This window comes from Microbispora triticiradicis, assembly GCF_005864065.1.
Taxonomy (GTDB): domain Bacteria; phylum Actinomycetota; class Actinomycetes; order Streptosporangiales; family Streptosporangiaceae; genus Microbispora; species Microbispora triticiradicis.
In genome coordinates, this window is the sequence record NZ_VANP01000002.1 from 382,346 (window position 1) to 408,720 (window position 26,375).

The window sequence follows — 26,375 nt, forward strand, 5'->3', positions numbered from 1 at the left end:
GATGGTTCAGAACTCGAACGATTCGTGGTGGACGCGGCGGCGGGGGACTCCGGCGGCGCGCAGCGCGGCGACGACGGCGGTGGTCATCCCGTCGGGCCCGCAGACGTACGCCTCGTGGTCGCGCAGGCCGGGCACGAGCGCGGCCAGCGTCTCGGGCCTGAAGGGGTCGCCGACGAGGGCGCGGGGGCCGACGCAGTAGTGCAGGGTCGCGCCCCGCGTCGCCGCGATCTCCTCCAGTTCGGCGCGGAGGACGAGGTCTCCCGCGTCACGGGCCCGGTAGAGGAGGGTCAGGTCGCCGGGGGCGGCGGGCAGGGCCTCGAACAGCGCGCGCAGCGGGGTGATGCCGATGCCGCCCGCGACGAGCAGGACCTTGCGCGCGCGGCGCGCCCGCCCGGTGAGGGCGCCGTACGGCCCCTCGGCGAGCACGCGGGTGCCCGGCCGCAGCCCGGCGAGCGAGCGGCTCTGGTCGCCCAGGTCCTTCACGGTGATCCGCAGTTCGCCGTTCCGCGGCGGGGCCGACAGCGAATAGGGGTTGGGGGACCACCACAGGTCCCGGGTCAGGAACCGCCAGCGGAAGAACTGGCCCGGCTCTGCCCGCAGCCGGTCGAGCCGCCGTCCCGTGACGTGGACGCTGACGACGCCGGGCGCCTCCCGCACCACCCGCGCGACCCTGAGCCGGTGGCGCAGGGCCAGCCGTACGGGCGTGAGGAAGCGGTACCAGACCAGCAGCGCCGCGACGCCCAGATAGAGGGCGTACCACGCGACCTGCGCGGGCCGGTCGCCGATGAACTCCTCGCCGGTGGCCAGTTGGTGGCCGAAGGCCAGCCAGGTGGCCAGATAGGTGTAGAAGTGCAGGTGGAACCACGTCTCGTAGCGCAGCTTCGGACGGATCCGGCGGGCGGAGACGACGCCGACGCCCGCCAGGAGCAGCAGCGCCACCGTGGCCTTGAGCACGTCCGGGTAGGTCAGGTTGAGCGTGACCGTCTCGCGCACCACGTCGGTGTGCTCGGTCACCGCGTAACCCCAGGTGATCAGGAGCATGTGGGCGACCGACAGGCCGACCACGTAGCGGCCGCCCATCGAGTGCCAGCGGGCGAGCCGGTCGGCGCCGACCCCGCGCTCCAGCGCCGGGACGCGGGCCATCAACGCCAGCAGGACGGCGATCGCGTACGCGGCGAGCAGCCCGGTGACCCGGCCCGCGTTGGTCAGCCGGCCGTCGAGGCCGGCGACCGCGGGCGTGTGCGCCCACCACAGGCCGGCCACGGCGACCGTCCCCGCGGCGACGACCGCCAGGACCGCCTCCGGGCGGGCGCGCACCCCTCGTGGCGGCGGCTGCGCGTGGCCCGTGGCCGCCGCCCGGCCGGCGAAGGTCGTGGTCAAAGGTGCCTCCCCTTCCTCGTACGCGACTCACGGTGCCAACCGAACCTCTTGTTTTCCTATGAACAGGGGCACGCCGGGAGCCTTCATAGGATTCTCAGAACGTTCTCAGAGGAAGCGCCGGAGCAGTGGGGAGGACCCTGGCATCATCATGCGTACGACATCGAACGGCCTGCCTGATCTGGTCCGCCCCGACGGGACGCCCGTGCGCGTCCTCGTGGTCGACGACGAGCCCGACCTCGTCGAGGTCCTGGGCGCTGTCCTGAAATACGAGGGGTGGGACGTGCGCACCGCCGGCGACGGCGCGTCGGCGGTGCGCACCGCCCGGGAGTTCCAGCCGGACGCGGTGCTGCTGGACGTGATGCTGCCCGACTTCGACGGGCTGGAGGTGCTGCGCCGCCTCCGGACGGAGGCCCCGGACGTCTGCGTGCTGTTCCTCACCGCCCGTGACTCCGTCGAGGACCGCATCGCGGGGATCACCGCGGGCGGGGACGACTACGTGACCAAGCCGTTCAGCCTGGAGGAGGTGCTAGCCCGGCTGCGCGGGCTGCTGCGCCGCGCCGGGATGGCGCGTACGGCCGAGGGTGACCGGCTCACGGTCGGCGACCTCGTGATGGACGAGGACGCCCGCGAGGTGACCCGGGGTGGAGAGCTCGTCGAGCTCACCCCGACCGAGTTCGAGCTGCTGCGCTTCCTCATGCGCAACCCCCGGCGGGTGCTCAGCAAGGCGCAGATCCTCGACCGGGTCTGGTCGTACGACTTCGGCGGGCAGGCGCACGTGGTCGAGCTGTACATCAGCTATCTGCGCAAGAAGATCGACGCGGGGCGCCCCGCCCTGATCCACACCGTGCGGGGCGTCGGATACGTCCTCAAGCCGTGAGAGTACGGGTGGGGCCGCCGCGCACACTGCGGGCCCGGCTGGTCGCCGGGACGCTGGTGCTGCTCGTGCTGGCCTGCGCGGCGGCGGGCACCGCGTCCTCCCTGCTGCTCGAACGGTTCATGGTGGACCGGGTGGACCAGCAGCTCGGCATGCAGGCCGGCCGGTACGCGGCCAGCCTGGAGCACGAGGAGCGCGAGGAGCACCCCCACGGGTACGACGGGCGGAACCCGTTCGCCGAGCGCGGGGACACCCGGGGGCAGGCGCCCGGCACGCTCGGCGTCCGGGTCGTGAACGGCCAGGTGGGCACGCCCGCCGTGGTAGGCCGGGCCGACCCGTCCCTGCCGGCGGCCGACGAGAGGGCGCTGGCCTCCGTGCCGCCCGACGGCGCCGGGCACACCCTGGACCTGTCGCGGCTCGGGCGGTATCGCCTGATGGCCGTGCGGAGCTCCGGCGGGGACGTCCTCCTCACCGGCCTGCCGCTGGCGGACGTGCACGACACGGTCCGCCGCCTGCAACTGGCCGAGATCGCGGTGTTCGCCGTCGTCGTGCTCGTGACCGGCGTCGCCGGGGCCGTGTGGGTGCGGCTCTCGCTGCGCCCGCTGGACCGGGTCGCGGCCACCGCCCGGCGCGTCGCCCGCCTGCCGCTGTCGGACGGCGAGGTGGCGCTGCCCGACCGGGTGCCCGACGAGGACCCCCGTACGGAGATCGGCCAGGTGGGGCTGGCCTTCAACCGCATGCTCGGCCACGTCGGGCAGGCGCTGGCCCACCGCCACGCCAGCGAGGAACGCATGCGCACCTTCGCCGCCGACGCCAGTCACGAGTTGCGCACACCGCTCGCGACCGTCCGCGCCCACGTCCAGCTCGCCCGGCGCGACCCCGCGGAGGTGCCCGGGAGCGTGCGCCACGCCCTGGAGCGCGCCGACGCGGAGTCGTCCCGCATGGGCAAGCTGGTCGACGACCTGCTGCTGCTGACCCGGCTCGACGCGGGCCGGCCGCTCGCCCGTGAGGAGGTGGACCTGACCCGGATGGTGATCGACGCCACCGGTGACGCCCGCGTCTACGCTCCCGGCCACCACTGGCGGCTGGACCTGCCCGAGGAACCCGTGACGGTCCCCGGCGACCCCGACCGGCTGCACCAGGTGGTCGTCAACCTCCTGGGCAACGCCCGCGCGCACACCCCGCCCGGCACGACCGTCACCGTGGCGCTGCGTGATCGGGCGGTACGTGAAGGGGCGGTACGTGAAGGGGCGCCGGGCGGGTCCGGCCCCGGTTCCGGACGGGTCGAGCTGACCGTGACCGACGACGGCCCGGGCATCCCGGCGGACCTCCAGGGCGAGGTCTTCGAACGGTTCGTCCGCGCGGACAGGGGACGCTCGCGCGCCTCCGGCGGCAGCGGCCTCGGGCTCGCGATCGTCCGGGCGGTCGTGGCCGCCCATGGCGGGACGGTCGACGTCGAGAGCCGCCCCGGACGCACCGTCTTCCGGGTGAGCCTGCCCTCCGCGTGACACCCTGCTGACCTCGAACCCCCATTCGAGGGGGTCGTATGAAACATATGTTGCATATGAGGAATACTTGGATGAATGGGGGGCAGGGGGGTCTTTCTGAGCGGGGGTCCCCGCGATAAGAGAGGTGTGCAATGACCGCGACCGCTATCGAGCGCCGCAACCTGGACGGGCTCGCCCATCCGTGGCCTGACGACCGTTACGAGGTCAGGTGCGACAGGGAGAGCCCGTACACCGGTAGCCGTGACCGCTACCACTACGCGAAGAACGCGGTGGAGTCCGCGAAGGCGCTGGAGAGAGCGGGGCTGGCCCGCCGTGTGGTGGTCGTCAGGCTTGCGGACGAGACCGTGATCTACGACCGTGTCGGCGACGTGAACCTGCCGCCGGAGGCCTGGTGACGGGGCCGGCGGACGTGGCTTGGTGAACCGTTTCCGACGTGTCACACGACACAGCGCATGACGACGATCCCCCCGGGAGGAGGCCTCCCGGGGGGATCGTCGTGTGGTTGCCGCCGTCAGGCGCCGGTCATGAGGGCGTGCAGGTGACGGCGGGAGCGGCGCCTCCGCCCCCGCTGGTCAGGAGGCTGAAGACGGTCGAGCCGCCCACCGGGAGGGCGCCGTTGTAGCTCTCGTTGCCGAACGCGTAGATGCCCGGCAGGCCGATCACCGGGAGTGACACGGCTCCTCCGACCCGGTTGACGACGGTGCCGTCGGTGTAACGCACCGACACGCGCCAGCCCTTCATGGCCGACGACCCGCTGTTGCGCACGGTCACCTGCGCGAGTGCGCCGTAGCTCTGCGAGCCACCCCACACGCTGCTGATCACGTAGGTCGCCGTGCAGCCGAGCGAGTCGGCGGCGGCCGGAGCGGCCGTGGCCGCCGCGGTCCCCACGGACGCCAGGGCCAGCGCCGCCGCGGCGATTGTCGTCCTGATCATCGTGCTTTCCTTCCCTCGGTCATGTCCGTATGGATGGTGCCGACTTGCCAGGAGAAAGGTGGATGCCCGCCTTCCCCAGAGAGGGGTCCGACTGGGGAAGGCGGGCGACTGTGGGCGAGCCCGTGGGAGGGGCTACGCGGCTGAGCAGTTGACGGAGGACGGGACGACGCCGGTGCCGTTGCCGGTGAAGCCGAAGCTCGTGGTGGCGCCGGCGGCCAGGTTTCCGTTCCAGGAGAGGTTCTTCACGTTGACGATCGAACCGCTCTGGCTGACGGTGCCGCTCCACAACTGGGAGATGGTCTGGCCGTTCGGGAACGCCCAGGTCACCGTCCAGCCGGAGATGGCCGTGGTGCCGGAGCTCTTCACCGTGACGTCGGCCTGGAAGCCGCCCTGCCAGGAGCTGGTGAGCTTGTACGTGGCGGTGCACGCCTTGTACAGGCTCGGGCTGGGCGACGGCGACGGCGACAACGGCGGCTCGCAGTCACCGGTGTTCGACGGCGGGCAGGTCGGCGTCGGGCTGGGCGACGGGGACGGGGACGGGGACGGGGACGGGGACGGGGACGGGGAGACCGACGGGCTCGGCGAGGGGGAGGGGCTGGCGGACGGGCTCGGCGACGGGGACTGCTCCGTGCCGGGCGCGTTGCCCCAGATCTTGTTCGAGCCCGAGTAGAGCGTGATGTTCTCCACGGTCACCGGCGTGGACCCCGGCGTCGTCGCGACGCCCTTGTACGACCAGTCGTTCGACGGGTCCCACGAGCCCGAGCTGGCGATCCGGAACTGGACCTCGCGCCGCGACTGCGACTGCCCCTGCGGCGCGACTACCTGGCCCGAGCAGTCGATCGTGACGTAGTAGATCTTCCCGGAGAACTGCGTCGGGCCGGTCGGCTGCTTGCACTGGGTGTAGGCCGAGCTCAGCGTGATCTGGCCGGGCGTGGTGTCGCCATCGAGGGTGAAGTAGTAGCGGAACGACCCGTCGCTCAGCGCCCGCGCCGGCCAGGCCGAGTGGTTGACGACGAGCGCCTTGATCTCGGTGAAGGTCGAGCCCGTGGCGTTGACCGACGCCTGCAGGTAGATCTCCGGTCCGTCCGGGGTCTCCGTGCCGGGGAAGCCGGCCAGCGGAGTGCCGCCGTACTCCTTGACCAGCCGGACCAGCGCGCTGGTGAAGCCGGCGTTGTAGTCGGTGGCGACCTCGTTCATCGTGTAGTCGCTGCGGCTGTCGGTGTAGGCGTCGTTGGCCGACGTCGGGCCGCCGACGAGCGCGCCGTACAGGATGTGGCGGCTCTGCGCCGGCTCGCTGAGGTTGTCGGACCAGGAGCCGTGCGCGGTCCGGTGGTGCGGGTTGCGCGGCGGGTTCGCGCCGAAGCCCACCACGAACGATGACTTGCGTGGGTTGTCACCGAGCGCGTAGTTGATCTGGCGGACGGCGAAGTCGTGGTAGCGCGCCTTGCGGGTGGCGTCGGTCAGCCAGTCGCTGTAGACGAGGGCGACGAAGGCGGTGTTGGCCGCGTAACGCAGCGACCCCCACTGGTCGAGCACGGCCTGGCCGCCGGGGGAGTAGGCGACCTTCTGCCCGTTGACGCCGACCGTCCACCAGTCGAGCCAGCGGTTGGCGTCGTCGGCGTACTGCTGCTTGCCGGTCAGCTTCGCGAGCAGCGCGTAGCAGCCGTACGACTTGTCGTCCCAGGCGATCGTCCACTTGTACGACTTGGTCGTCGACTGCGGCTCGGTGCCGAGGTTGGCGTAGTACGACTCGGCCTTCGCGAGGTAGGAGGAGTCGCCGGTGGCGCGGTAGAGCCAGATGGCGCCCCAGACCAGCTCGTCGTTGTACCCGCTCCAGGACTTGTAGTAGCCGGCCGCGTCGGTGATGCAGTCGCTGTACTTGCCCCGCACGGTGTCGGCGAAGGTGTAGAGCTGCTTGGCGTGTGTCAGCAGCTTGTCGGCGTACGTCGCGTCGGTGGGCCGGAAGACCATCGAGGAGGCGGCCATCGCGGCGGCGGTCTCGCCGGCCAGGTCGGAGCCGCCACAGGAGGAGTCGATCTTGTAGGCGGGCCGGGCCATCGGCAGCACCTCGGCCGGTCCCCACCACTTGTGGTCGTCGCCGCCGTTGCCGACCTGCCCGTACAGGACGTTCGGGGAGGGGTGGGCCTTGACGAAGTAGTCGTTGACGAAGCGCAGGTTGTTGAGCAGGTAGGAGATCTGCCCGGACGAGGTGTAGGCGTCGCGGTACTCGACCGCGCCCCACGCCAGCATCGTCGTGCTCGCCGCCATCGGCAGGCCGAACTTGACGTGGTCGCCCGCGTCGAACCAGCCACCGGTCAGGTCGAGGCCGACGTCCTTGCCGTCGTTCAGGGCCGAGTCGCCGCGCCAGGAGACGCGGTTCGTGGACGGCAGCTTGCCGGACTGCTGGGCCTCGTAGAAGAAGAGCGACTTCTGCAGGGCCTCCGCGTAGTTGTACGCCGGGGCCGCCGCGGCGGTGGAGGGGACGGCGGCCGGGACGACCGCCGAGGAGATGATCAGCGCCGCCAGAGCCGGGAACGTACGCCGCATGAAGGTGTGCCTCGCATAGGTGGGGGGGTCGAGGGCGCGGCGGCGGGTCAGGCGCCGCCGCGCCCCGGCTTACTGGGGGTGCGGTGAAGGGTCAGGCGACACCGCACCCCGGCCTACACGGCGTGCTCAGCCATTCGGGAAGAGCAGGCCGTACTGTCCGAGCGCGGTGGCCACGTCGGTCTGCGCCCAGAAGCGGTGGTAGCGGAAGACCGGCGCGGAGCCGCCGTTCAGGTACGACTGGACCTTCGGCCAGTCCGGGTCGTTCTTGTACCAGGACCGGATGGAGATGAAGGTCGAGTTGCTGTTGATCGGGTCACCGTTCGGCATCTTGCCGCTCCAGCCGGACGGGACGTAGATCGGGTCGTCGAGGCGGTTGTAGTCGGTCTTGGTCTCGTTGACCGACACGCCCTTGGCGTCCTGGTTGTTCTTCCAGATGCCGTCCAGGAGAGCCTTGGCCGTGGCCTTGGCCTGGGCGTTGCCCGACTTGGCCGCGTAGAACATCAGGACCTTGGCGTACGAACCGGCCACGCCGATGTCGTCGGTGTAGTCCCGGATGCTCACGTGCAGGCCGGTGTTGGCCGGCGGCATCCCGGTGCCGCTGAAGCTGGCGTCCGGCTGACCGGTCCACACCAGCGTCGAGGGGATCTGGTAGGTGCCGTCGGAGTTCACCGTGGTGCCCGCCAGCGCCCAGGCGACCCACTTGTCGAGGATGGCCTTGGCGTCGGTGTTGCCGCTGGCGTAGTAGAGCTCCGCCACGCGCTCCATGCTCCAGGCCTGGAAGCCGAACCACTGGTTGGACGGCGGGTCGTGGTAGACCGGCTGCCAGTCGTAGGCCATGCCGAAGAACTTCGGCAGGCTGGACGGCGGGGCGGCGTAGTGGCCCTCCCAGCTGTTGGTCGCGCCGCCGGCGATGCCGCCCTCGGCCGACTGCAGCCACTTGTAGAACTGCAGCTGCCGGGTGAGGCTGGTCGACCAGTCGGTGACCGCGGTCGAGCCCTTGGGCTTCAGCGCGTTGACGTTCGACAGCGCCCAGGCCGCCAGCGGGTTCTGGTAACCCGAGTGGTTGTGGCTGGAGCCGATGCGCCACGCCCATCCGGCCGACGTGTCGGTCGCGCCGCCCCAGGCGTAGTACCAGGACAGCAGGTAGTTCGACGCGTTCTTGCCGGTGCCCGCCGGGCAGGAGGTGCTGGTGCAGTTGGGCTGCTTGAAGTACTTGTCGTACATCGAGTAGCGCAGGTAGTCGCCCATCTTCGCCGCGTTCGAGACGGAGGTGGAGATCTGCGACTGCTTGCCCTGCTCGGTCGCCCAGGTCAGCGCCCAGTAGGCGGCCTGGACGGCGCGGGCGTCGGCGTCCGGCGCGTTCGTGTACTTCCACTGCTTCGCGTACGACGCGTCACCGGTGAACAGGTCGAGGAACCCGTTGGGGCCGCCGAACTTGAAGGTGTCGCAGGACGGCTGCGGGATGGTCTCGAAGACCGACTCCTCGGGGCCGCGCTGGTAGGTGTTGATGTACGCCGGCTTGGTGGTGCCGTCGCCGCAGCGGCCGAAGCCGTAGGTGTTGTCGACGTCCAGCAGCCAGTGCATGCCGTAGATGTCGGAGGTGCCGTACGCGCTCTTCAGCTCGTTCGCGATCGGGTCGGTGCCGACGCTGACGCCGCTGTCGAGCTTGGACGGGTACCCCGAGATGTCGTTCCACTCACCCGCGTACGTCGCCGGCTTGCTGGGGTCGTACTTGTCGTTCGTCGGCTGGTCGGCGCGCGCCGGGATGATGTACTTCTCCATCGACTGCCACGCGGTGTTGAACTTCGACCAGTCGCCGGTGACCTTGCCGTACATCGCCTCCAGCCACAGGTAGTAGCTGTAGGCCTCGGACGTCGTCTCGTGGCCCTGGTCCGGCGCCTCCACGAGCAGCGTCTCGACCGAGTGGTACGGCACGCCCTGCGGCGAGAAGTACCCGTTGGCCGGGTCGTGGATCTTGTTGTACATCGTCAGGAAGTTCTTGACGTACTGGTTGTCCGGCCCGGTGCTGGGGCTCGTCGACGGCGACGCGGAGGGGCTCTGCGACGGCGACTGCGAGGGCGACTGCGACGGGGACTGGGACGGGGACTGGGACGGCGACTGCGAGGGCGACTGGGACGGAGACTGGGACGGGCTCACGACGGCCCCGCAGGTCACCCCGTTGACGGAGAACGAGGCGGGCTTGTTGTTGCTGCCGGTCCACGTTCCCTGGAACCCGACGTTGGTCATCGCGCCGGATCCGAGGTTGCCGTTCCACGACATGTTCGTGGCCGTGACGGTGGCGCCGCTCTGGCTCCAGTTGGCCGACCAGCCGTTCGACAGCTTCTGCCCGTTCGGGAAGTTGAACTTCAGCGTCCAGCTGCTGATCGGGTCGCCAAGGTTCTTGATGTCCAGGCTGGCGGTGAAACCGCCGGAGCCCGAACCCCAGGAGTTGAGCGCGTATTGGACATCACAGGCCACGGCGGCGGACGCAGGCGTCTGCGTCAGCCCGACGAGGAGGCCACCGGACACGGTGGCGGCCGCCAGCAGGGCGATCCGTCTCCGCGATCGTGGGAGCGCTCCCGTGCTAAGAGCTCTCGTTCGCATTTGCGGGGGGTCTCCAAAAAGAATAGGGGTGGGAAGCATCGGCTGAAGAAGTGCCAGGTAGCGGATTCGACAGCCGATGCGGGCAGGGGTGGATCTGAACCGATACGATGGGAGCGCTCCCACATCAGGATTGTGGATTGGGCCCCCGGTATGTCAATGACGCGTTGCCGGAGCCTCACCCCGTGGCCGTACGGTGCCGTGAGCCGAGGCCCCTTGCTGGCCTTTTGCCCGCCTGTGACAAAAAACGTGTGCGTACTGAACTGAAACTTTCATCTGTTCCGGTCTCTCCGTTCACCCCGGGGACGGTGGTGGTTAGGGCTCTTGGCTGCGGGTAGGCGCTTCCCAACCTGGAAGGGAGGCAGGCCATGACCATCCAGAAGGAGTCGCCGTCCACGGGCGATCTCGTCCGCCGGCTGTCCGAGGACGTCTCCCGGCTGATCCGCGACGAACTGCGACTGGCGCGGCTGGAGATGACTCGCAAGGGCAAGCGCGCCGGCATGGGCGCCGGCCTGCTCGGCGCCGCCGGCGTCGTCGCGTTGCTCGGCGGGGGTGCCCTCGTGGCCACGGCGATCCTGGCGCTCGCGTTGATCCTGCCGGCCTGGGCCGCCGCGTTGATCGTGGGCGCCGCGCTGCTGGCGATCGCCGGGCTGCTCGCCCTGGTGGGCAAGGAGCAGATGTCCCGGGCGGCGCCGCCCACTCCCGACGAGGCGATGCGCAGCCTCAAGGCAGACATCGACGTCATGAAGGAGAGTGCGCGCAGATGACCGAGACCGACCCCGGTGCGGCCCGGCCCAACGCCGGGACCGTGGGAGTGCACAGACAGGACGTGTCAGAGCCGGTCACCGACACCGAGTCGCTCAACGCCGTACGGCAGGCCAGGCCCGGCCCGGAGCCCGTCGCCGCGGCGCGGGACACGACGGGGGGCACCGAGACCGAGACCGGGAGGAGAGGCGGCGAGCACGACAAGGGCCACGACGAGATCTCGGAGGTGCGCCGGGACATCGAGCGCACCCGCGACGATCTCGGGGACACGATCGAGGCCCTGGCCGCGAAGGCGGACATCAAGGGCCGGGCGCAGGAGCGCATGCACGCGACCATGACGGCGGCGCGGGCAAGGGCCACCGGAGTGGCCGGGCGGGTGCGTGAGGCCGCCCCGACGCACATGCGTGAGGCGGCCGGCCGGGCCGGCGAGCAGGTCAGAACCGGTCCGGGCCTCGTGGCCGCCGCCGGCGCGGTCGCCGCCGCCGGGGGCGCGGTGCTGCTGCTGCGCCGGATGACCGGGGGCAGGGGCCGTACGGCGAAGACCACCGGGCTCGGCGTGCCGATCTTCCTGAGCGGTCCGGGCCTGCTGGGCAAGCGGGGCGTGACGGGCAGGCGGAGCCTCTCCGCGAAGGCCGGCCTGCCCGCGCGGATCCGCCTGTACGGCAGGACCGGCATGCGCGGCCGCCGGGCGATGTCCCGCATGGGTATGCCCGGCAGGAGCATGTTCGGCGGGAAGGGCATGTTCGGCCGCGGGGGTGTCTTCGGCGGAAAGGCCATGTCCGGCCGGAGCGCGTTCGGCAAGGGCATGTTCGGCGGAAAGGGCAAGTTCGGCGGCGCGAGCATGTTCGGGAAGAGCATGCCGGGCAAGGGCATGGCGGGAAAGAGCGCGTTCGGCAAGGGCATGTTCGGCGGGACCCGCGCGATGCGCGGAGGCCGGGTGTTCGCGACCGCGAAGCACAACACGTTCACCCGGAGGTTCGCCCACCGATGACCGACCCCGAGGACGAGCAGGGGCCGCTGGAGAGGCTGTCGCGCCGCGACTGGATCGGAGTCGCCAAGCGCACGGCCAAGGAGTTCAAGGAGGACAACGTCCAGGACTGGGCGGCGTCGCTGACCTACTACGCCGTCCTGTCGATCTTTCCCGGTCTGATCGTGCTGGTGTCGATCCTCGGCCTGCTGGGCCAGGACGCCATCGGTCCGCTGCTCGACAACGTCAAGTCGCTGACGCCGGGGCCGGTCCAGGAACTGCTGCAGACCGGCCTCGCCAACGTTCAGCAGCACCAGGGCACCGCCGGGGTGTTCGCGATCACCGGTCTGCTGCTCGCGCTGTGGGCCGCCAGCGGCTACATGGGCGCCTTCATCCGGGCGACCAACGCCATCTTCGACATCCGGGAGGGCCGTCCGTTCTGGAAGGTCACCCCGCTCCGGGTCGGCCTGACGCTCCTGCTGGTGATCCTGATGGCGGCCTCCGTGCTCGCCGTGACCTTCACCGGCCGCCTCGCCGAGATCGCCGGGGGGATGCTCGGCCTCGGGCCCGCCGCGGTCACGGTCTGGAGCATCGTGAAGTGGCCGGTCCTGGTGCTGCTCGCGGCGGGCATGATCACGCTGCTCTACTACGCCGCGCCCAACGTGCGCCAGCCCGGTGTGCGCTGGCTCAGCCCGGGCAGCCTGCTGGCCGTCGTGGCCTGGGTCGTGGTCTCCGCGGGCTTCGGGCTGTACGTCGCGCGGTTCGGGTCCTACAACAAGACGTACGGCACGCTCGCGGCGGTGGTCGTCTTCCTCATCTGGCTGTGGCTGTCGAACATCGTCATCCTGACCGGGGCCCAGCTCGACGCCGAGCTCCAGCGCGGGCGCAGGATCGCCGACGGCGAGTCCCCCGCGGAGCCGTACGTCGACCCCCGGGACCCCCCGAAGGAGCCCGCCCTCGAAGAGGGCCTGAGCGAGTCCCGCACCGGCTGACGACGCTGCCCATGCCGCGTATGGTTACGGCCGTGGCGGCATGGGGCCGCGCCGCCTGCCGCGTCCTGCCACCGCTGATGGCCGCCGGGCCGCCCGGCCGTGACCTGGGGGAGTGGGCGTGACCGGATCGTGGGCGTGGGATCTGCTCATCGGCGTCGCAGTCGCGCTGCTGGTCACCTGGATCGCTCTGATCGGCATGCTGGCGGTCGTCCGGCCGCGCGGGGGACTGCTGCGTGAGGCGCTGCGGCTGCTGCCCGACGTGCTGCGTCTGGTGCGCCGTCTGGCCGCCGACCCCGATCTGCCCCGCGGTGTGCGCGTGCGGCTCGGACTGCTGCTGGCCTACCTGGCCTTCCCCATCGACCTGGTGCCCGACTTCATCCCCGTCCTCGGATACGCCGACGACGCCATCGTGGTCACCGCGGTCCTGCGCTCGGTCGTGCGTCGCGCCGGTCTGCCCGCCGTACGCCGCCACTGGCCCGGCACCGACGACGGCTTCGCCACCCTGGCCAGGCTGACCGGACTGGACCGGCCGCCCGCCGCCCCGTGACCCGTCACCGGCGTACGGCCCGCGCGTGGCGCGATGCGGCTGACCCGATGCGCGATCCGCGTCATCAGGTCGTTGAGAGTGACGATCTGGCGGCCAGGGTCCACCCTGCGGCCACGGCCATCACGTGATCTCCAGATGTCTTCACAAACTCCAAGTGATCACGTGATGGCCGTTCCATGCCACCTCAACCGCGAAGATCGCTAAGTGTGACTGGAGTACTGAAGGCTGATCTGCCTCCTGAGCAGGGGGCTCTAGAACTCAGGAGACAGGCTGGCCAGCCCCGTGCATGCCGTGCATGAAGCGTCGTAAATGCCAGTTCCTTGAGGGAAAACGGTGCTGGAGTAGCCGTCCGTCTCGGTGGCGTATGCGGCAACGCTCAACAGAGGGTTGCCGCCCGACTGAACCACGCGGTAGCACTTCTTGGATCCGCAGTTATTGTGGACCTTTACGTATCGCACTCCTAGGTTTGTGTTGGTCGACCAGCCCAGAAGCTGAACGCACGATGCAGACCTACTGGTGCTCGCGTTGCCGGTCGCTTCGGCGAGAGCAGGAGCCGCCGCTGCGAGTGATCCCGCAAGTGCTGCGCTTACGAGAATACTTACTGCGAACTTGTTGGGCATTTTTCCCCTTCGAGGATAGATGCAACTGACATCACCCCTTCGGTGATCTCTTCTCTAAATATGCCCCACACCGACCAAAAGGTCGTTGACGATTTGCGTACCCTAGTTGACTACCTCTGCAATGAACGCTTGTGCGAGGCCGGTCCGCACTCGTTGGGCATGGCGTCCGCGCAGTTGATCGCACGCGGAACTCCTCTTGGAGGGCGTTTCGGTGCTCGTGGGCAGACCGCTGGATCACCGAACGCATGGCTGAGGCCGCACCGCAGGCTCGCGGGTGTTCAAATCAGACGCCCTCTCAGTGGCGAGAGCTTCACCAGGCCCGCGTGGGGGTCGGCCGACCGCGATACCTCACCCGGGCGAACAGGCCCGAGTTCATGCGTCAGTGTTCTATTTCGCCATCAAGGCGTCGTTGCCGTTGTCTGCGCGGTTCTTGTCGGTTCATGCACAGCCGTCGTCGTACTGGACGGAATTCCGGTAATCCCGGGGAGACTTGCCGTAGGCGGCGCGGAAGGTCCGGCTGAAGTGCGCTCTGTCGGGGAAACCCCAGCGGGCCGCTATCGAATGGATCGGACGCGAGCGCAGGTGGGGGTCGCCGAGATCGCGCCGGCAGCGCTCCAGCCTCTGCCGGCGTACCCATCCGGCGACGCCGAGGTCCTGGTCGTCGAAGAGTGTGTAGAGGTAGCGGGTCGAGATGTGGTGAGCGGAGGCGATGACGTCCGCCGTGAGGCTGGAATCGCCGAGCCGTCGCTGGATGAAGTCGTGAATCTGCGCGCGCAGAACCTGCCGACGCGTCTCCGGCCCTACGCCGGCGCCGGGCTCGGCATGGAGGTGGTGAGCGCACAGTGCGCCCAGTAGGTCCAGAGTGACAGAGGACAGGCGAGCGGCGTCGGCCGGGGTCAGAGTGCCGGCCTGCCGGGCCGTTTCACGGAGGTGGTTCGACAACAGGGCGCCGATCCCCTCCCGGGCGGGCAGGCGGACCGCGGTGAGCCGGCCGAGCTCGGCGGAGGACTGTGGCAGCGCGTCCCTGGGGATCTGGATGACCATGTGTGAGACGTCGCCGTCGTCGTGGGGGGCGATCCATCCGTGGAAGGGCCGCGAGGTCTCGTAGAACATCAGATCCTGCGGGCCGCATTCGGCTTCCCTGCCGGACTGGGCGAATCGCACTGTGCCGCGGAGCGGAAGCGCCAGGCAGTACGTGCCGGGATCGGACTGCCGGATGCCTTTCCGGGTTCGCTCCACCCGCAACGACGGGTGGGTCAGCGAGGATATCTGTATCGCGCCGAGCTGGAGCACGCGCAGCGTGGCCCGGAAGTCCCTCTCGTGTTCACTGCGGACCATGGTGGGCACATGGGCCTGGCAGGCCATGTCGCGCCACCTCGTGAACCGGTCCGTCACGGGGAGATCCTCACTCCGGAACACCGTTTCCTGCATCGCCGATTCCCTCACCCCGTCAGTCGTGGGCCGCGCCTGCCGGCGACAGTGCCAAAGGCCTGAATCTCCGCGCCGGGCAGGAACACAGCGCCGTCGCCCCGAACGCGGCCATTCTTTTCCGGTGACCCCACACCGGCGCTCCCCCGTTTGCCGATCATCTGATTGACAGCTTCGGCGTGGCACTGGAGCGGTCACAAGGAACGCCGGCCGTCCCGGACACAGCGCGACAGGAGCCCCTGGTCACGGTCGTGTCCGGCGATGGTCCCGGACAGCCCGGACAGGACGCCGCGGTCCGCGGTTGACGCCGACCACAGTCGACCAGAAGCATTGCGGGGATGACTGCGGTAACGGGGGACCCGCGCCAGGCGGGTAGCGCGGCTGAATTCGTCGCTTTACTACGGCAGCTCAAGGAGCGGTCGGGCTTCACGTACCGGCAACTGGAGGAGCGGGCGGCACGCCGAGGAGAGGTCCTCGCGCGCAGCACCGTCGCCGACACCCTGCGCCGGCAGGCGCTGCCACGGACGGAGACGCTGGTCGCCTTCCTCCACGCCTGCGCGCCCGCTGAGGAGGTCGCGATCTGGCTGGAGGCAAGAAGCCGTCTCGCCCGCCAGGCCGCGCCTGCCCGAGGCGACTCGGCCGCCTCGAGCCCGTGCGTGCCGGACGCGTCGCAGCACACGGGGAGAGGTCCGGGCGCCGACCGGCCGGTGGTTCCGCGCCAGCTTCCGGCACCGCCCGCGTTCTTCGCGGGAAGAGCGGATGAGCTCGCTCATCTGGACGAGGCGGCGGAGGACCGGGGTGAGACCGTCGTCATCTCCGCGATCGGTGGTGCCGGCGGCATCGGCAAGACATCGCTGGCGCTGCAATGGGCACACATGCGCCTCGATCGTTTTCCCGACGGGCAGCTCTATGCCGACCTTCGCGGGTTCGGTCCGGAACTGGCGCCGGTGGCGCCACAGGTGACGTTGCGGAATTTCCTTGAGGCACTGGGCGTTCCGCCGGCTTCTGTGCCGAAAGACCTCGACGTGCAGGCGGCGCTCTACCGGAGTGTCGTCGCCGGGCGACGGATGCTGGTCGTCTTGGACAACGCTCGGGACACCACTCAGGTCGTCCCGCTCCTACCCGGCAGCCCCACATGCACCGTGCTGGTGACCAGCCGCCACCGGCTACGAGGCCTCACCGTGACTCACGGCGCGCGCCTGCTGACCCTGGACCTCCTCTCGGCCCGCGAGGCCCGGGACATGCTGGCGGGACATCTGGGCCGACGGCGCGTGGCCGACCAGCAGCAGTCACTTGACACGCTCGTCGAGCACTGCGGCGGCCTGCCTCTGGCGCTGGGCATCGTCGCCGCGAGGGCGGCCGCGAATCCCGCCCATCCCCTTGACGCGCTCGCTCAGGAGCTCCGTGATGCCTCTGCCCGGCTCAGCGCCCTGAGTGCCGGCGAGGCGAGAACCGACCTGCGCGCAGTCTTCTCCTGGTCTTATCACGCGCTGGAGCCCCAGGCTGCGACGGTTTTCGACCTGCTCGGCGCGGTTCCCACCGTGGACCTCGGCCTTGCCGCCGTAGCCGGCCTGACCGCCACACCCTTGGTGACGTGCCGGGAGTTGCTGCAGCAACTGGAGGACACATCGCTGGTGCACCAGTACGTACCGGGCCGGTACCGCATGCATGATCTGGTTCACCTGTACAGCGCGGACGGGGCACAGCCGAGGTCGCGGCGTAAGAGCCGCGACGCGGCGCTGCGCCGGCTGGTCGATCATTACCTTCACACCGCCTACGCGGCGGACCGGCTGCTGGACTCACGCCGTCCACCGGTCGCCCTCGCCCCGCCGTCGGCGGGATGCGCGCCTCAGCCGCTTCGCGACACGGCGGAGGCGATGGCCTGGTTCGACCTCGAACACCCCCGCCTCATCGAGATGCAGCAGGTCGCGATGCGCCGAGGGTGGTATCCGCAGGTATGGCAGCTGGCTCGCACGCTGGTCACCTTTCACGCGCGTCGCAGGCGGAGCCGCGATCAGCTGGCCGTCTGGCAGCTTGCGCTGGAGGCGGCGGAAATAGGAAAAGACCTGGCCATGCAGGCGATGGCGCATCGCTATCTCGGTCAGGCATACACGGCGGAACGCCAGGGCGACGATGCTTTCGAGCAACTTGACCTGGCCCTGGTCTGCGCCAGATCGGGCGGTGTGACGGGGGAGGAGGCCCGAACCCATTACGCGCTCGCGGTGGGGTGGGAACGGTACGGCGACCTGGAACGGGCGCTGGTCCACGCGCGTCAGGCGCTTACGCTCTTCCGGAGTATCTCCGATCTGGTGGAGGAGGCGCGGGCCCTGAACGCGATCGGCTGGATCTGCGCCGGACTCCGGCGCTACGAAGAGGCCGAGGCGAGCTGTCGGCGGGCTCTCGCCCTGTTCCGCCGGCATGAGCATCCGGACGGTGAAGCGGACACCTTGCACAGTCTCGGCCTGATCGCGCAGAGCAATGGGAAACACGCCGAATCCTTGACCTACTACGGTCAGGCATTGACGACGTATCGCGGAGTCGGCAACACCAGAGGGGAGGCGGAATCCCTCGCCAGCCTCGGTGACGTCTATGCCGCGCTCAGCCGATACGCCGACGCCCTCCAGGTCTGGCAGCAGGCACTCGACCTGCTGCAAAGGCAGCAACGGGTCAAGGAAGCTCTCCTTCTGAGGGAGCGCATGGACAACTTCGCCACCCTTGTCTGATCTCCCGTCCATCACGAGGCGGCTCCGGACGTCGCCACTGGCTGAGGGACACTGTGGCCAGGCCGCGTACGCCGAGCCGGGCGCCGACCGCGGGTGCGGACAATGAACAGATCCGGGCCGGCCGGTAAAGGACAGGAGTCCGATTACAAGAATCCATCATTGCTGTAAAGAGCGATTGTTCACGAACGTACGCCGTCATCTCGATTTGGTCTGGCGCGAGAATTTCCGCATGCATGGGCTCATTCTTGGGCGGTGGCAGATTCCTGCCGTGAGAGCACCCCCCACCCAAAGGCAGAGCCCATGGTCAAACGCGCCCTCACCGCCGCCGCCCTGTCCTTCGCCGCGTTACTCGCGTCGCCTCTCCCCGCACACGCCGTGACCCTCGAACAGAAGCTCGCGGCACTGTCCACCTTCACCCAGCCCACCGCCTCCAGCGCCGCCAGCTGGCGCTCGGCCTGGCAGGACCAGGCGGCCTGGGCCGCCTACGCCTTCGACTGGTCGACGGACCTGTGCTCCAGCAGCCCCGACCAGCCGCTCGGGTTCGACTTCAGGATGCCCTGCCGCCGGCACGACTTCGGTTACCGCAACTACAAGGCCGTGAACCAGTTCTCCGGCAACAAGTCGCATGTGGACGACGGGTTCTACTTCGACATGCGGCAGGTCTGCGCGGGCTACTCCGGCGTCAGCAAGAGCACCTGCGACGGCCTCGCCTGGACCTACTACCAGGCGGTCAAGCAGTTCGGCGCGCTGAACGTCACGCAGGACCAGATCGAACGGGTCCAGAAGGACGCTCAGCAGGCCGCGAAGAACGCCCAGGAGTGATCCCCGGCCGGGCTTCCGCCGTACGCCGGCCGCGGGAAGGCGGCCGCGGGAAGGCGGCGGCGGTGCCCGGCCTCCGCGTGGCACGTCCACGGCCCCGTACGTGATCCAGAATGGGTCTCGTGGACGGCTGCGTGTTCTGTGAGATCGTGGCGGGGGAGCGGCCCGCGCGGGTGGTGCTCGACGACGAGGTCGCCGCCGCCTTCCTCGACACCCGCCCGGTGTTCAAGGGGCATGTGCTCGTCGTCCCGCGCGGCCACGTCGAGACGCTCCCGGACCTTCCGCCGGAGGAGGTCGGGCCGTTCTTCGCCCGGGTCCAGGCCGTCACGCGGGCGGTCGAGACGGGCACCGGCGCGGCCGGCACGTTCGTCGCGATGAACAACCGGGTCAGCCAGAGCGTCCCCCACCTGCACGTCCACGTCGTGCCGCGCAACCGCAAGGACGGCCTGCGCGGCTTCTTCTGGCCCCGCGTCAAGTACGACGGCGACGCCGAGATCGCGGACTACGCCGCCCGCATCCGCGCCGCGCTGGACGTCGGCGACTGAGTGAGATGCCGGACCGGACGTTGTCCGTGCGCGCCCTCGCCCGCCTCATCCTGCCGGCCGCTGGCGCACCGTCGACTTCGCCCTGGACGTGCGGCTGTGCGCTCCCGGCCGGTCCGGCTCACGCATCGGTCTGCCTGGGGTGTCCCGCCCCAGCCCGGGTGATCCAGATCGTGCGCTCGCCGTCATCGATCGCGTACCAGATACGTCCACCCGAGGTCGCTTCGTACTGCCACTGCTCCAGCACTACGCCGACCATTTTCACGGTACCGAGGGAGCCCTTGAGCCGGTGCTGACGGCTGTCCACACGACGCGGATTGGCAGTGATGGCCACCCACGCTCGGTCGAGATTCTCGGCGGCGTGGCGAAGGAGATGCGTCCAGCCTTCAGCCGCGCGACGATCAGCGAACCGTACTGTCCAGGGATTCGGCCGCGGGACGTCGTCACCGCGCCCCGGCATCACGAACTCTCGGATGGACGAGGGACCTCGGGACCGTCACCAGGGAAGGGACCCTGCAATTCCCGGGCCAGTTCCGGATCACTCCACACCACGGCAGTCGATCGCCAGGCCGTCAACGCACGCGCGAACGGGAGCAGCTCTCCCGTGTCCGCCCCGGCGATCAGATGGTTGAGCAGCTCGCTCACACAGGCAGGACGCTCAGTGTCCGGAAGCCAGGTGAGCCAGGGGAGTTCCTCGGCCAGAACATCTTCGGCGAGGCTGCTGTTCCGACGCGCGACGATCGCCAAAGCGCGGGCAGCGATGCGCAGGCTGGCCGCACCCGCCTCGAAACGCTCCGCGCGCATCAGTACGAGGTCTTCGTCGTCGCGTCGCTCAAGGATGACGTCGGCGCTGTCGAGGGAGGGAAGCACCTGCGAGGGACCGCGAAGGAAGGCGCTGTAGGGAACAGTTCTCGTACTCATGTGACCAGCATATCTGAAGTAGTTCAGATATGCTGGTCCCCTCCCGGCTCTCGCTGATACCGCACAGCTGGATCTGTAGGACCTGTAGCGCCGGGGCCGACGCTTAAGCCGCGCGGGTGACGGGGGGTAGGCTGCGGCGGCGTGGAACCGGTCGTCACGGCGCTCGTCGTCGCCGTACTCGTCAGTGTGCCGGCCGTCGTGCTCTGGCGGGTCCTGCGCGGGCGGCGCGACCTCGGCAGCAGCCCCGCGGAGCGGGCGACCTTCGAGACGCTGCACACCGCGTCGCTGGCCGCGCCGCCGCTGCGGGCCGGGCTGACCCAGGCCGGCGCGCTCAAGGCGTCGCGGCACCTGCGTGAGCTGCTCGGCTCCCCGGCCATCGCCATCACCAACGGCGAGGAACTGCTCGTGTACGACGGCGCGGGCGACCACCACGCCGCCGACGCGTTCGAGCACGCCGCGGAGACCCTCAAGGACGGCCGCACCCAGGTGCGGGCGCTCGCCTGCGCGCTGCCCGAGTGTCCCGTCCGGCACGCCGTGGTCGTCCCGCTCACCACCGACGACCGGGTGGTCGGCTCGCTCGCGGCGTACGGCGACCACGCCTCGGCCGGGCTGGTGCGGGCGGCGCAGGAGGTCGCGCGGTGGGTCGACTCCCAGCTTGAGCTGGCCGAGCTCGACCGGTCCCGGACGATGCTGATGGAGGCCGAGGTGCGGGCGCTGCGGGCGCAGATATCCCCGCACTTCATCTACAACTCGCTGACCACGATCGCGTCGTTCGTCCGCAGCGACCCCGAGCAGGCCAGGGAGCTGCTGCTGGAGTTCGCCGACTTCACCCGATACTCCTTCCGGCGGCACGGCGACTTCACGACGCTGGCCGAGGAACTGCGGTCCATCGACCGCTACCTCACCCTGGAGCGGGCCCGGTTCGGCGACCAGCTTCTGGTGACGTTGCGCATCGCCCCTGAGGTCCTGCCGGTGGCGGTGCCGTTCCTGTGCCTGCAGCCGCTGGTGGAGAACGCCGTACGGCACGGCCTGGAGGCGAAGCCCGGCGCCGGGCGGATCACGATCATCGCCGAGGACGACGGCGCCGAGTGCGGCATCACGGTCGAGGACGACGGCGTCGGCATGGACCCCGAACGGCTGCGGCGCGCGCTGGCCGGGGAGGACCGCTCGGGGGCGGGCGGCATCGGGGTGGCCAACGTGGACGAGCGGCTGCGCCAGGTCTACGGCGACGAGTACGGGCTGGTCGTCGAGACCGGCCCCGGCGCGGGCACCAAGGTCACCGTGCGGATCCCCAAATACCACCCCGGGGTGTCGGTGCTCTGACACCGTCTCGTGACACGCGCAAACGTTGACTTCCGGTCGTCCTGGTCATCACCCTCTAGAGCATCGGCCGGTGAAAGGGGTGATCGTGAGCGGCCTGCGGGTCCTGGCGGTGGACGACGAGCAGCCCGCGCTGGAGGACGTCGCCTACCTGCTCAGAGCGGACCCCCGCATCGGCGAGGTGCTGACCGCCCGCGACGGCGCCGCGGCGCTCAAACTGCTCGACCGCGCCATCGCGGACGGCAGGCCGGTCGACGCGGTGTTCCTCGACATCCGGATGCGCGGGCTGGACGGAGTGGTGCTGGGCCGGCTGCTGACCCAGTTCACCCGCCCGCCGAAGATCGTGTTCGTCACGGCGTACGACGACCACGCCGTGGACGCCTTCGAGCTCAAGGCCGAGGACTACCTGCTCAAACCCGTACGGCCGGAGCGGCTCGCGGAGGCGATCCGCCGGGTCTGCGGCAGCCGCGGCGAGCCGGGGGAGGGGCCGCAGGCCGACACCATCCCGGTCGAGCTGGGCGGAGTGACCCGGTTCGTGGCCAGCACCGAGGTGCGGTACGTCGAGGCGCAGGGCGACTACGCGCGGCTGCACACCGCGACCGGCAGCCATCTGGTCCGCATCCCGCTGGCGACGCTGGAGGAGCGCTGGGCGTCTGCCGGGTTCCTGCGGGTGCACCGCAGCCATCTCGTCGCGGTCAGGCACATCGACGAACTGCACATCGACTCGGGCAAGTGCGTGGTGCGCGTGGGGGACACGGAGATCCCGGTGAGCCGGCGGCACACCCGGGAGTTACGCGACCTGCTCGTCCGCCGGGCGCGCAAGGGCCAGGCCCGGTGACGGGCAGACCGCGCCGGGTGACGGTGACCAGCCCGCGCACGGCGGCGGCCCGCCGGCGCCGCCATCCGCTCACCCGGGAGATCGACGAGCAGACCCACCTGGGTGAGGTCTACATGCGCTCGCTGGTGCGCACGCAGTTCCGGCTGGCCCTTTTCGTGTGCACGGTGCTGGCCTGCGTGGTGGGCGGGCTGCCGCTGCTGTTCCTGCTGGCCCCGGAACTGCGCGCGGCCGAACTGTTCGGGCTGCCGCTGCCGTGGGTGGTCCTGGCCGGGCTGATCTATCCCGCGCTCGTCGTCGGGGCCTGGCTGTACGTCCGGCAGGCCGAGCGCAACGAACGCGACTTCGCCGACCTCGTGGAGCGCCGGTGAGGACCGTGCGCCGGGTGTGGACCGTGCCGGTGAGCACGGTGCGCCGGTGAGAGAGAACGGAGCGTAGGTGGGCCAGATCGCCGCCGTCGGCGTGGTGCTGCTGGCGACCGTCCTCATCGGCGCGTTCGGCATCCGCATGTCCCGCACCACCTCGGACTTCTATGTCGCCTCCCGCACCGTCTCGCCGCTGTGGAACGCCTCGGCGATCGGCGGGGAGTACCTGTCGGCGGCCTCGTTCCTCGGCGTGGCGGGGCTCATCCTCACGTTCGGCGCCGACATGCTGTGGCTGCCGGTCGGCTGGACCGGCGGCTACCTCGTGCTGCTGGTGCTGGTGTCGGCGCCACTCCGCCGTTCGGGGGCCTACACGCTGCCCGACTTCGCCGAGGCGCGGCTGGAGTCGATGGCCGTGCGGCGGCTGTCGAGCGTCCTCGTCGTGCTGATCGGCTGGCTCTACCTCATGCCGCAGTTCCAGAGCGCCGGGCTGGTCTTCCGTACGATCACGGGGGCGCCGCCGTGGGCGGGCAGCCTGCTGGTGGCGGCGGTGGTGGCGGCGAACGTGCTGTCGGGCGGCATGCGGTCGATCACCTTCGTGCAGGCGTTCCAGTACTGGCTGAAGCTCACCGCGCTGGCCCTGCCGCTGGTGTTCATGCTGATGGCCTGGTGGTCCGGCGGCGCGCCGGGGCTCGCCGCCGGAGACGAGTGGGCGCTGCCGCTGCACGGCCGCGACCACCCGGTGTACGAGACGTACTCGATGATCCTGGCGACGTTCCTCGGGACCATGGGACTGCCGCACGTGCTCGTCCGCTTCTACACCAACCCCGACGGCCGCGCCGCGCGCCGCACCACGCTCGTCGTGCTCACCCTGCTCGGCGCCTTCTACGTGATGCCCGCCGTGTACGGATACCTCGGCCACGTCTACGGCATGCCGGCGGGCGACACCGTGGTCCTCACCCTGCCCGGGCGGCTGGTCGGCGGCCCGGTGGGCGAGTTCCTCACGGCGCTGGTGACGGCGGGCGCGTTCGCGGCGTTCCTGTCCACCTCCTCGGGGCTGACGGTGTCGGTCGCCGGGGTGATCGCGCAGGACATCCTGCGCGGCGGGGTGCGCTCGTTCCGCTACGCGACCGTGCTCGCGGTGGTCGTGCCGTTCGCGCTGGCGGGCGCGGCCAGGTCGCTTCCGGTGGCGACCGTGGTGGGGCTCGCGTTCGCCGTGGCCGCCTCGTCGTTCTGCCCGCTGCTCGTGCTCGGCATCTGGTGGCGCAGGCTGACCACGACGGGGGCGTTCGCCGGACTGCTGGCCGGGGGAGGGCTCGCCTGCGCCGCCGTGGTAGTGACGATCAGCGGCGGCCCGCACACCGGCTGGGCGGGCTCGCTGCTGGCCGAGCCGGCCGCCTGGACGGTGCCCGTGTCGTTCACGGTCATGGTGACGGTGTCGCTGCTGACGCCCTCACGGGTGCCGCGCGGCGTGGCGCGCACGATGGTCCGCCTGCACACGCCGGAGACGCTGAACGTCGACCGCGGCGACTGGCGTCCTCGTCACATGTGACCGGTTTCCCCGCGCCGCCCGGCCGTTGGGCGCGCGCAACCGACCATTCGTCGCATCGTCGCGCCATGTGAACGATCGGGCGGTACGGCTGGGCGACGCGGCGGCCCCCGGGGCTCGTCGGCTGGCGCACCACGCTCCTACGTTGTGGTGATTCAGATCACTTGCCCAAGGAGATCTTGTGACCGTCCAGCACGATCCATCGGTCTATGAACGTATACAGGCGGGTGAGCAGTTCCAGGAGCTGCGTCGCCGCTACCGGTCCTGGGCCTTCCCCATGACCATCGCCTTCCTGGTGTGGTACCTCCTCTATGTGCTTCTGTCCGGCTTCGCCCGGGATTTCATGGGCACCAAGCTGTTCGGCAACATCAACGTCGCCCTCGTCTTCGGCGTGCTGCAGTTCGTCTCGACGTTCCTGATCGCCTGGGCGTACTCGCGGCACGCGGCGGCCAAGCTCGACCCGATCGCCGACGAGCTGCGCGCCGGGGCCGAGAGCCGTGACGAGGTCGGAGAGGGCGCCAAGTGAGTCACGAGACCCTGTCCACGATCCTCTTCGTGGTCTTCGTCGCCGGCACGCTCGGCATCACGTTCTGGGCGAGCCGCAACACCAAGAGCGCGTCCGACTTCTACGCGGGCGGCCGCTCGTTCAGCGGCCTGCAGAACGGCCTGGCGATCGGCGGCGACTACATGTCGGCCGCGTCGTTCCTCGGCATCGCCGGCATCATCGCGCTGTCGGGCTACGACGGCTTCCTCTACTCGATCGGCTTCCTCGTCGCCTGGCTGGTCGCGCTGCTGCTCGTCGCCGAGCTCATGCGCAACTCCGGCAAGTACACGATGGCCGACGTGCTGGCGTTCCGGATGTCGCCGCGCCCTGTCCGCACGGCGGCCGGCGTGTCCACGATCGTCGTCAGCATCTTCTACCTGCTCGCGCAGATGGTCGGCGCGGGCTCCCTGGTCGGGCTGCTGCTGGGCGTCACCTCGCAGACCGGCAAGGTCTGGACGATCATCGCGGTCGGCCTGCTGATGATCGTCTACGTCGTCTTCGGCGGCATGAAGGGCACCACCTGGGTGCAGATCGTCAAGGCCGTCATGCTGATGGTCGGCGCCGCGCTCATCACCCTGCTCGTGCTGGGCAAGTTCGGCTTCAACCTGTCCGGCCTGCTCGGCGACGCGGCCGGCGCGAGCGGCAAGGGTGAGGCGTTCCTCAAGCCCGGCCTCAAGTACGGCACCGAGGCACAGGGCATCTGGGGCAAGATCGACCTGATCAGCCTCGGCCTGGCCCTGGTTCTCGGCACCGCCGGTCTGCCGCACGTCCTCATCCGCTTCTACACCGTGCCGACCGCCAGGGACGCCCGCAAGTCGGTCCTGTGGGGCATCGGCATCATCGGCGTCTTCTACCTGCTGACGCTGGTCCTCGGCTTCGGCGCGGCGGCCCTGGTCCACGGCAAGATCGACAAGTCGGGCAACACGGCGGCGCCGCTGCTCGCGCAGGAGATCGGCACGCAGGTCTTCGGCGACGTCGGCGGCACGGTGCTGCTCGCGGTCATCGCGGCGGTCGCGTTCGCCACGATCCTCGCGGTCGTCGCCGGGCTCACGCTCGCCTCGTCCTCCAGCTTCGCCCACGACCTGTACGCCCACGTGTTCAAGCGCGGCCAGGTGACCGACCGGCAGGAGGTCGTGGTCGCCCGGATCGCCGCCTTCGTGATCGGCGCGGTCGCGATCGCGCTGAGCATCTTCGCCCAGTCGCTCAACGTGGCCTTCCTCGTCTCGCTGGCCTTCGCGGTCGCCGCGTCGGGCAACCTGCCCGCGATCCTCTACAGCCTGTTCTGGAAGAGGTTCAACACCGCGGGTGCGGTCTCGGCCATCTACGGCGGCCTGATCAGCGCCGTGGTGATGGTGATCTTCTCGCCGGTCGTCTCCGGCGCGAAGACGGCGATGTTCCCCGACGTGGACTTCCACCTGATCGCGCTGTCGAACCCCGGCATCTTCTCGATCCCGATCGGCTTCCTGTGCGGATACCTCGGCACGGTCCTGAGCAAGGAGTACAGCGCATCGAAGTACGCCGAGATCGAGGTCCGTTCGCTCACCGGCATCGGCGCCGAGCAGGCCACCGGTCACTGACGCGAGCCACTGACGCGGGTC

At 70.0% G+C, this 26,375-nt stretch carries 23 protein-coding genes; 16 read left to right on the top strand and 7 right to left on the bottom strand.

The genetic code is table 11. The features are described 5' to 3' along the window. Positions 1-6: 6 nt before the first annotated feature. Positions 7-1,380, bottom strand: a complete 1,374-nt coding sequence (locus FED44_RS06755) for a ferredoxin reductase family protein (RefSeq protein WP_138460100.1) — start codon at positions 1,378-1,380, stop codon at positions 7-9. 148 nt (positions 1,381-1,528) lie between these two features. On the opposite strand from FED44_RS06755, the gene FED44_RS06760 reads away from it, so the two are divergent. From FED44_RS06760 to FED44_RS06770, 3 genes are all read left to right on the top strand, one after another. Next, positions 1,529-2,257 (top strand): response regulator transcription factor, encoded by a 729-nt coding sequence (locus FED44_RS06760; RefSeq protein ID WP_117409572.1) that lies wholly within the window; start codon positions 1,529-1,531, stop codon positions 2,255-2,257. Then, positions 2,254-3,762 carry a sensor histidine kinase gene (locus FED44_RS06765; RefSeq protein WP_138460101.1) on the top strand — a complete coding sequence of 503 codons (1,509 nt, stop codon included), beginning with the start codon at positions 2,254-2,256 and terminating at the stop codon, positions 3,760-3,762. Before FED44_RS06760 ends, FED44_RS06765 begins: the two co-directional genes overlap by 4 nt. Before the next feature lie 131 nt (positions 3,763-3,893). Next, positions 3,894-4,157 carry a hypothetical protein gene (locus FED44_RS06770; RefSeq protein ID WP_117409574.1) on the top strand — a complete coding sequence of 88 codons (264 nt, stop codon included), beginning with the start codon at positions 3,894-3,896 and terminating at the stop codon, positions 4,155-4,157. A gap of 127 nt (positions 4,158-4,284) precedes the next feature. On the opposite strand, the gene FED44_RS06775 is transcribed toward FED44_RS06770, so the two are convergent. From FED44_RS06775 to FED44_RS06785, 3 genes are all read right to left on the bottom strand, one after another. After that, positions 4,285-4,695, bottom strand: a complete 411-nt coding sequence (locus FED44_RS06775; protein WP_138460102.1) for a cellulose binding domain-containing protein — start codon at positions 4,693-4,695, stop codon at positions 4,285-4,287. Between the two features lie 132 nt (positions 4,696-4,827). Next, positions 4,828-7,242 (bottom strand): glycoside hydrolase family 9 protein, encoded by a 2,415-nt coding sequence (locus FED44_RS06780; protein WP_138460103.1) that lies wholly within the window; start codon positions 7,240-7,242, stop codon positions 4,828-4,830. Between the two features lie 126 nt (positions 7,243-7,368). Then, on the bottom strand, positions 7,369-9,771 hold the full coding sequence (locus tag FED44_RS06785) for a glycoside hydrolase family 48 protein (protein ID WP_244301760.1): 2,403 nt from the start codon (positions 9,769-9,771) through the stop codon (positions 7,369-7,371). Positions 9,772-10,211: 440 nt separating this feature from the next. Here FED44_RS06785 and FED44_RS06790 point away from each other — a divergent pair, with 440 nt between their 5' ends. From FED44_RS06790 to FED44_RS06805, 4 genes are all read left to right on the top strand, one after another. Next, a complete protein-coding gene (locus FED44_RS06790) occupies positions 10,212-10,610 on the top strand; it encodes a phage holin family protein (RefSeq protein WP_117409578.1) in 399 nt (132 codons plus the stop codon). Next, the gene (locus FED44_RS36280; RefSeq protein WP_208758862.1) at positions 10,607-11,599 is read left to right on the top strand and encodes a DUF3618 domain-containing protein; all 993 of its coding nucleotides are present in this window, start codon (positions 10,607-10,609) and stop codon (positions 11,597-11,599) included. Before FED44_RS06790 ends, FED44_RS36280 begins: the two co-directional genes overlap by 4 nt. Next, positions 11,596-12,567, top strand: a complete 972-nt coding sequence (locus tag FED44_RS06800; protein WP_117409579.1) for a YihY/virulence factor BrkB family protein — start codon at positions 11,596-11,598, stop codon at positions 12,565-12,567. Before FED44_RS36280 ends, FED44_RS06800 begins: the two co-directional genes overlap by 4 nt. Before the next feature lie 118 nt (positions 12,568-12,685). Continuing rightward, positions 12,686-13,114, top strand: a complete 429-nt coding sequence (locus FED44_RS06805) for a YkvA family protein (protein ID WP_138460104.1) — start codon at positions 12,686-12,688, stop codon at positions 13,112-13,114. A 1,058-nt stretch (positions 13,115-14,172) separates the two neighbouring features. On the opposite strand, the gene FED44_RS06810 is transcribed toward FED44_RS06805, so the two are convergent. Further along, entirely contained in the window at positions 14,173-15,129 is a 957-nt protein-coding gene (locus FED44_RS06810) for an AraC-like ligand-binding domain-containing protein (RefSeq protein WP_244301761.1), read from the bottom strand. A gap of 371 nt (positions 15,130-15,500) precedes the next feature. On the opposite strand from FED44_RS06810, the gene FED44_RS06815 reads away from it, so the two are divergent. The 3 genes from FED44_RS06815 (at position 15,501) to FED44_RS06825 (ending at position 19,249) form a co-directional block, all read left to right on the top strand. After that, entirely contained in the window at positions 15,501-17,885 is a 2,385-nt protein-coding gene (locus FED44_RS06815) for an ATP-binding protein (RefSeq protein ID WP_138460106.1), read from the top strand. 300 nt (positions 17,886-18,185) lie between these two features. Beyond that, entirely contained in the window at positions 18,186-18,707 is a 522-nt protein-coding gene (locus FED44_RS06820; RefSeq protein WP_138460107.1) for a phospholipase, read from the top strand. Between the two features lie 119 nt (positions 18,708-18,826). Then, complete coding sequence (locus tag FED44_RS06825; protein ID WP_138460108.1) at positions 18,827-19,249, top strand: HIT family protein; 423 nt, start codon at positions 18,827-18,829, stop codon at positions 19,247-19,249. A 118-nt stretch (positions 19,250-19,367) separates the two neighbouring features. Here FED44_RS06825 and FED44_RS36285 read toward each other — a convergent pair whose 3' ends face one another. Then, entirely contained in the window at positions 19,368-19,580 is a 213-nt protein-coding gene (locus FED44_RS36285; protein WP_208758863.1) for a hypothetical protein, read from the bottom strand. Between the two features lie 125 nt (positions 19,581-19,705). After that, positions 19,706-20,167, bottom strand: a complete 462-nt coding sequence (locus tag FED44_RS06835; RefSeq protein WP_138460109.1) for a hypothetical protein — start codon at positions 20,165-20,167, stop codon at positions 19,706-19,708. 141 nt (positions 20,168-20,308) lie between these two features. Between FED44_RS06835 and FED44_RS06840 the strand changes: the two genes are divergently transcribed. The 6 genes from FED44_RS06840 to FED44_RS06865 all read left to right on the top strand — a co-directional run bounded on the left by FED44_RS06840 (position 20,309) and on the right by FED44_RS06865 (position 26,354). Beyond that, on the top strand, positions 20,309-21,490 hold the full coding sequence (locus FED44_RS06840; protein WP_117409583.1) for a sensor histidine kinase: 1,182 nt from the start codon (positions 20,309-20,311) through the stop codon (positions 21,488-21,490). Between the two features lie 85 nt (positions 21,491-21,575). Continuing rightward, on the top strand, positions 21,576-22,325 hold the full coding sequence (locus FED44_RS06845; RefSeq protein WP_117409605.1) for a LytR/AlgR family response regulator transcription factor: 750 nt from the start codon (positions 21,576-21,578) through the stop codon (positions 22,323-22,325). Then, positions 22,322-22,693, top strand: a complete 372-nt coding sequence (locus FED44_RS06850; protein ID WP_117409584.1) for a DUF485 domain-containing protein — start codon at positions 22,322-22,324, stop codon at positions 22,691-22,693. Before FED44_RS06845 ends, FED44_RS06850 begins: the two co-directional genes overlap by 4 nt. Before the next feature lie 67 nt (positions 22,694-22,760). Next, positions 22,761-24,236: a sodium/solute symporter gene (locus tag FED44_RS06855; RefSeq protein ID WP_244301762.1), complete on the top strand. Its 1,476-nt coding sequence runs from the start codon at positions 22,761-22,763 to the stop codon at positions 24,234-24,236. Positions 24,237-24,414: 178 nt separating this feature from the next. Continuing rightward, on the top strand, positions 24,415-24,759 hold the full coding sequence (locus FED44_RS06860; RefSeq protein WP_138460110.1) for a DUF485 domain-containing protein: 345 nt from the start codon (positions 24,415-24,417) through the stop codon (positions 24,757-24,759). Then, positions 24,756-26,354 carry a solute symporter family protein gene (locus tag FED44_RS06865; protein WP_117409586.1) on the top strand — a complete coding sequence of 533 codons (1,599 nt, stop codon included), beginning with the start codon at positions 24,756-24,758 and terminating at the stop codon, positions 26,352-26,354. The genes FED44_RS06860 and FED44_RS06865 overlap by 4 nt, the downstream gene beginning before the upstream one ends. The last annotated feature ends 21 nt before the right edge of the window (positions 26,355-26,375 follow it).

Bases quoted from the DNA above. Each gene is read 5' to 3' on its own strand.
- FED44_RS06775 (WP_138460102.1), bottom strand. From the start codon at position 4,695: ATGATCAGGACGACAATCGCCGCGGCGGCGCTGGCCCTGGCGTCCGTG.
- FED44_RS06800 (WP_117409579.1), top strand. From the start codon at position 11,596: ATGACCGACCCCGAGGACGAGCAGGGGCCGCTGGAGAGGCTGTCGCGC.
- FED44_RS06760 (WP_117409572.1), top strand. From the start codon at position 1,529: ATGCGTACGACATCGAACGGCCTGCCTGATCTGGTCCGCCCCGACGGG.
- FED44_RS06835 (WP_138460109.1), bottom strand. From the start codon at position 20,167: ATGAGTACGAGAACTGTTCCCTACAGCGCCTTCCTTCGCGGTCCCTCG.
- FED44_RS06780 (WP_138460103.1), bottom strand. From the start codon at position 7,242: ATGCGGCGTACGTTCCCGGCTCTGGCGGCGCTGATCATCTCCTCGGCG.
- FED44_RS06790 (WP_117409578.1), top strand. From the start codon at position 10,212: ATGACCATCCAGAAGGAGTCGCCGTCCACGGGCGATCTCGTCCGCCGG.
- FED44_RS36280 (WP_208758862.1), top strand. From the start codon at position 10,607: ATGACCGAGACCGACCCCGGTGCGGCCCGGCCCAACGCCGGGACCGTG.
- FED44_RS06815 (WP_138460106.1), top strand. From the start codon at position 15,501: ATGACTGCGGTAACGGGGGACCCGCGCCAGGCGGGTAGCGCGGCTGAA.
- FED44_RS06820 (WP_138460107.1), top strand. From the start codon at position 18,186: ATGGTCAAACGCGCCCTCACCGCCGCCGCCCTGTCCTTCGCCGCGTTA.
- FED44_RS06770 (WP_117409574.1), top strand. From the start codon at position 3,894: ATGACCGCGACCGCTATCGAGCGCCGCAACCTGGACGGGCTCGCCCAT.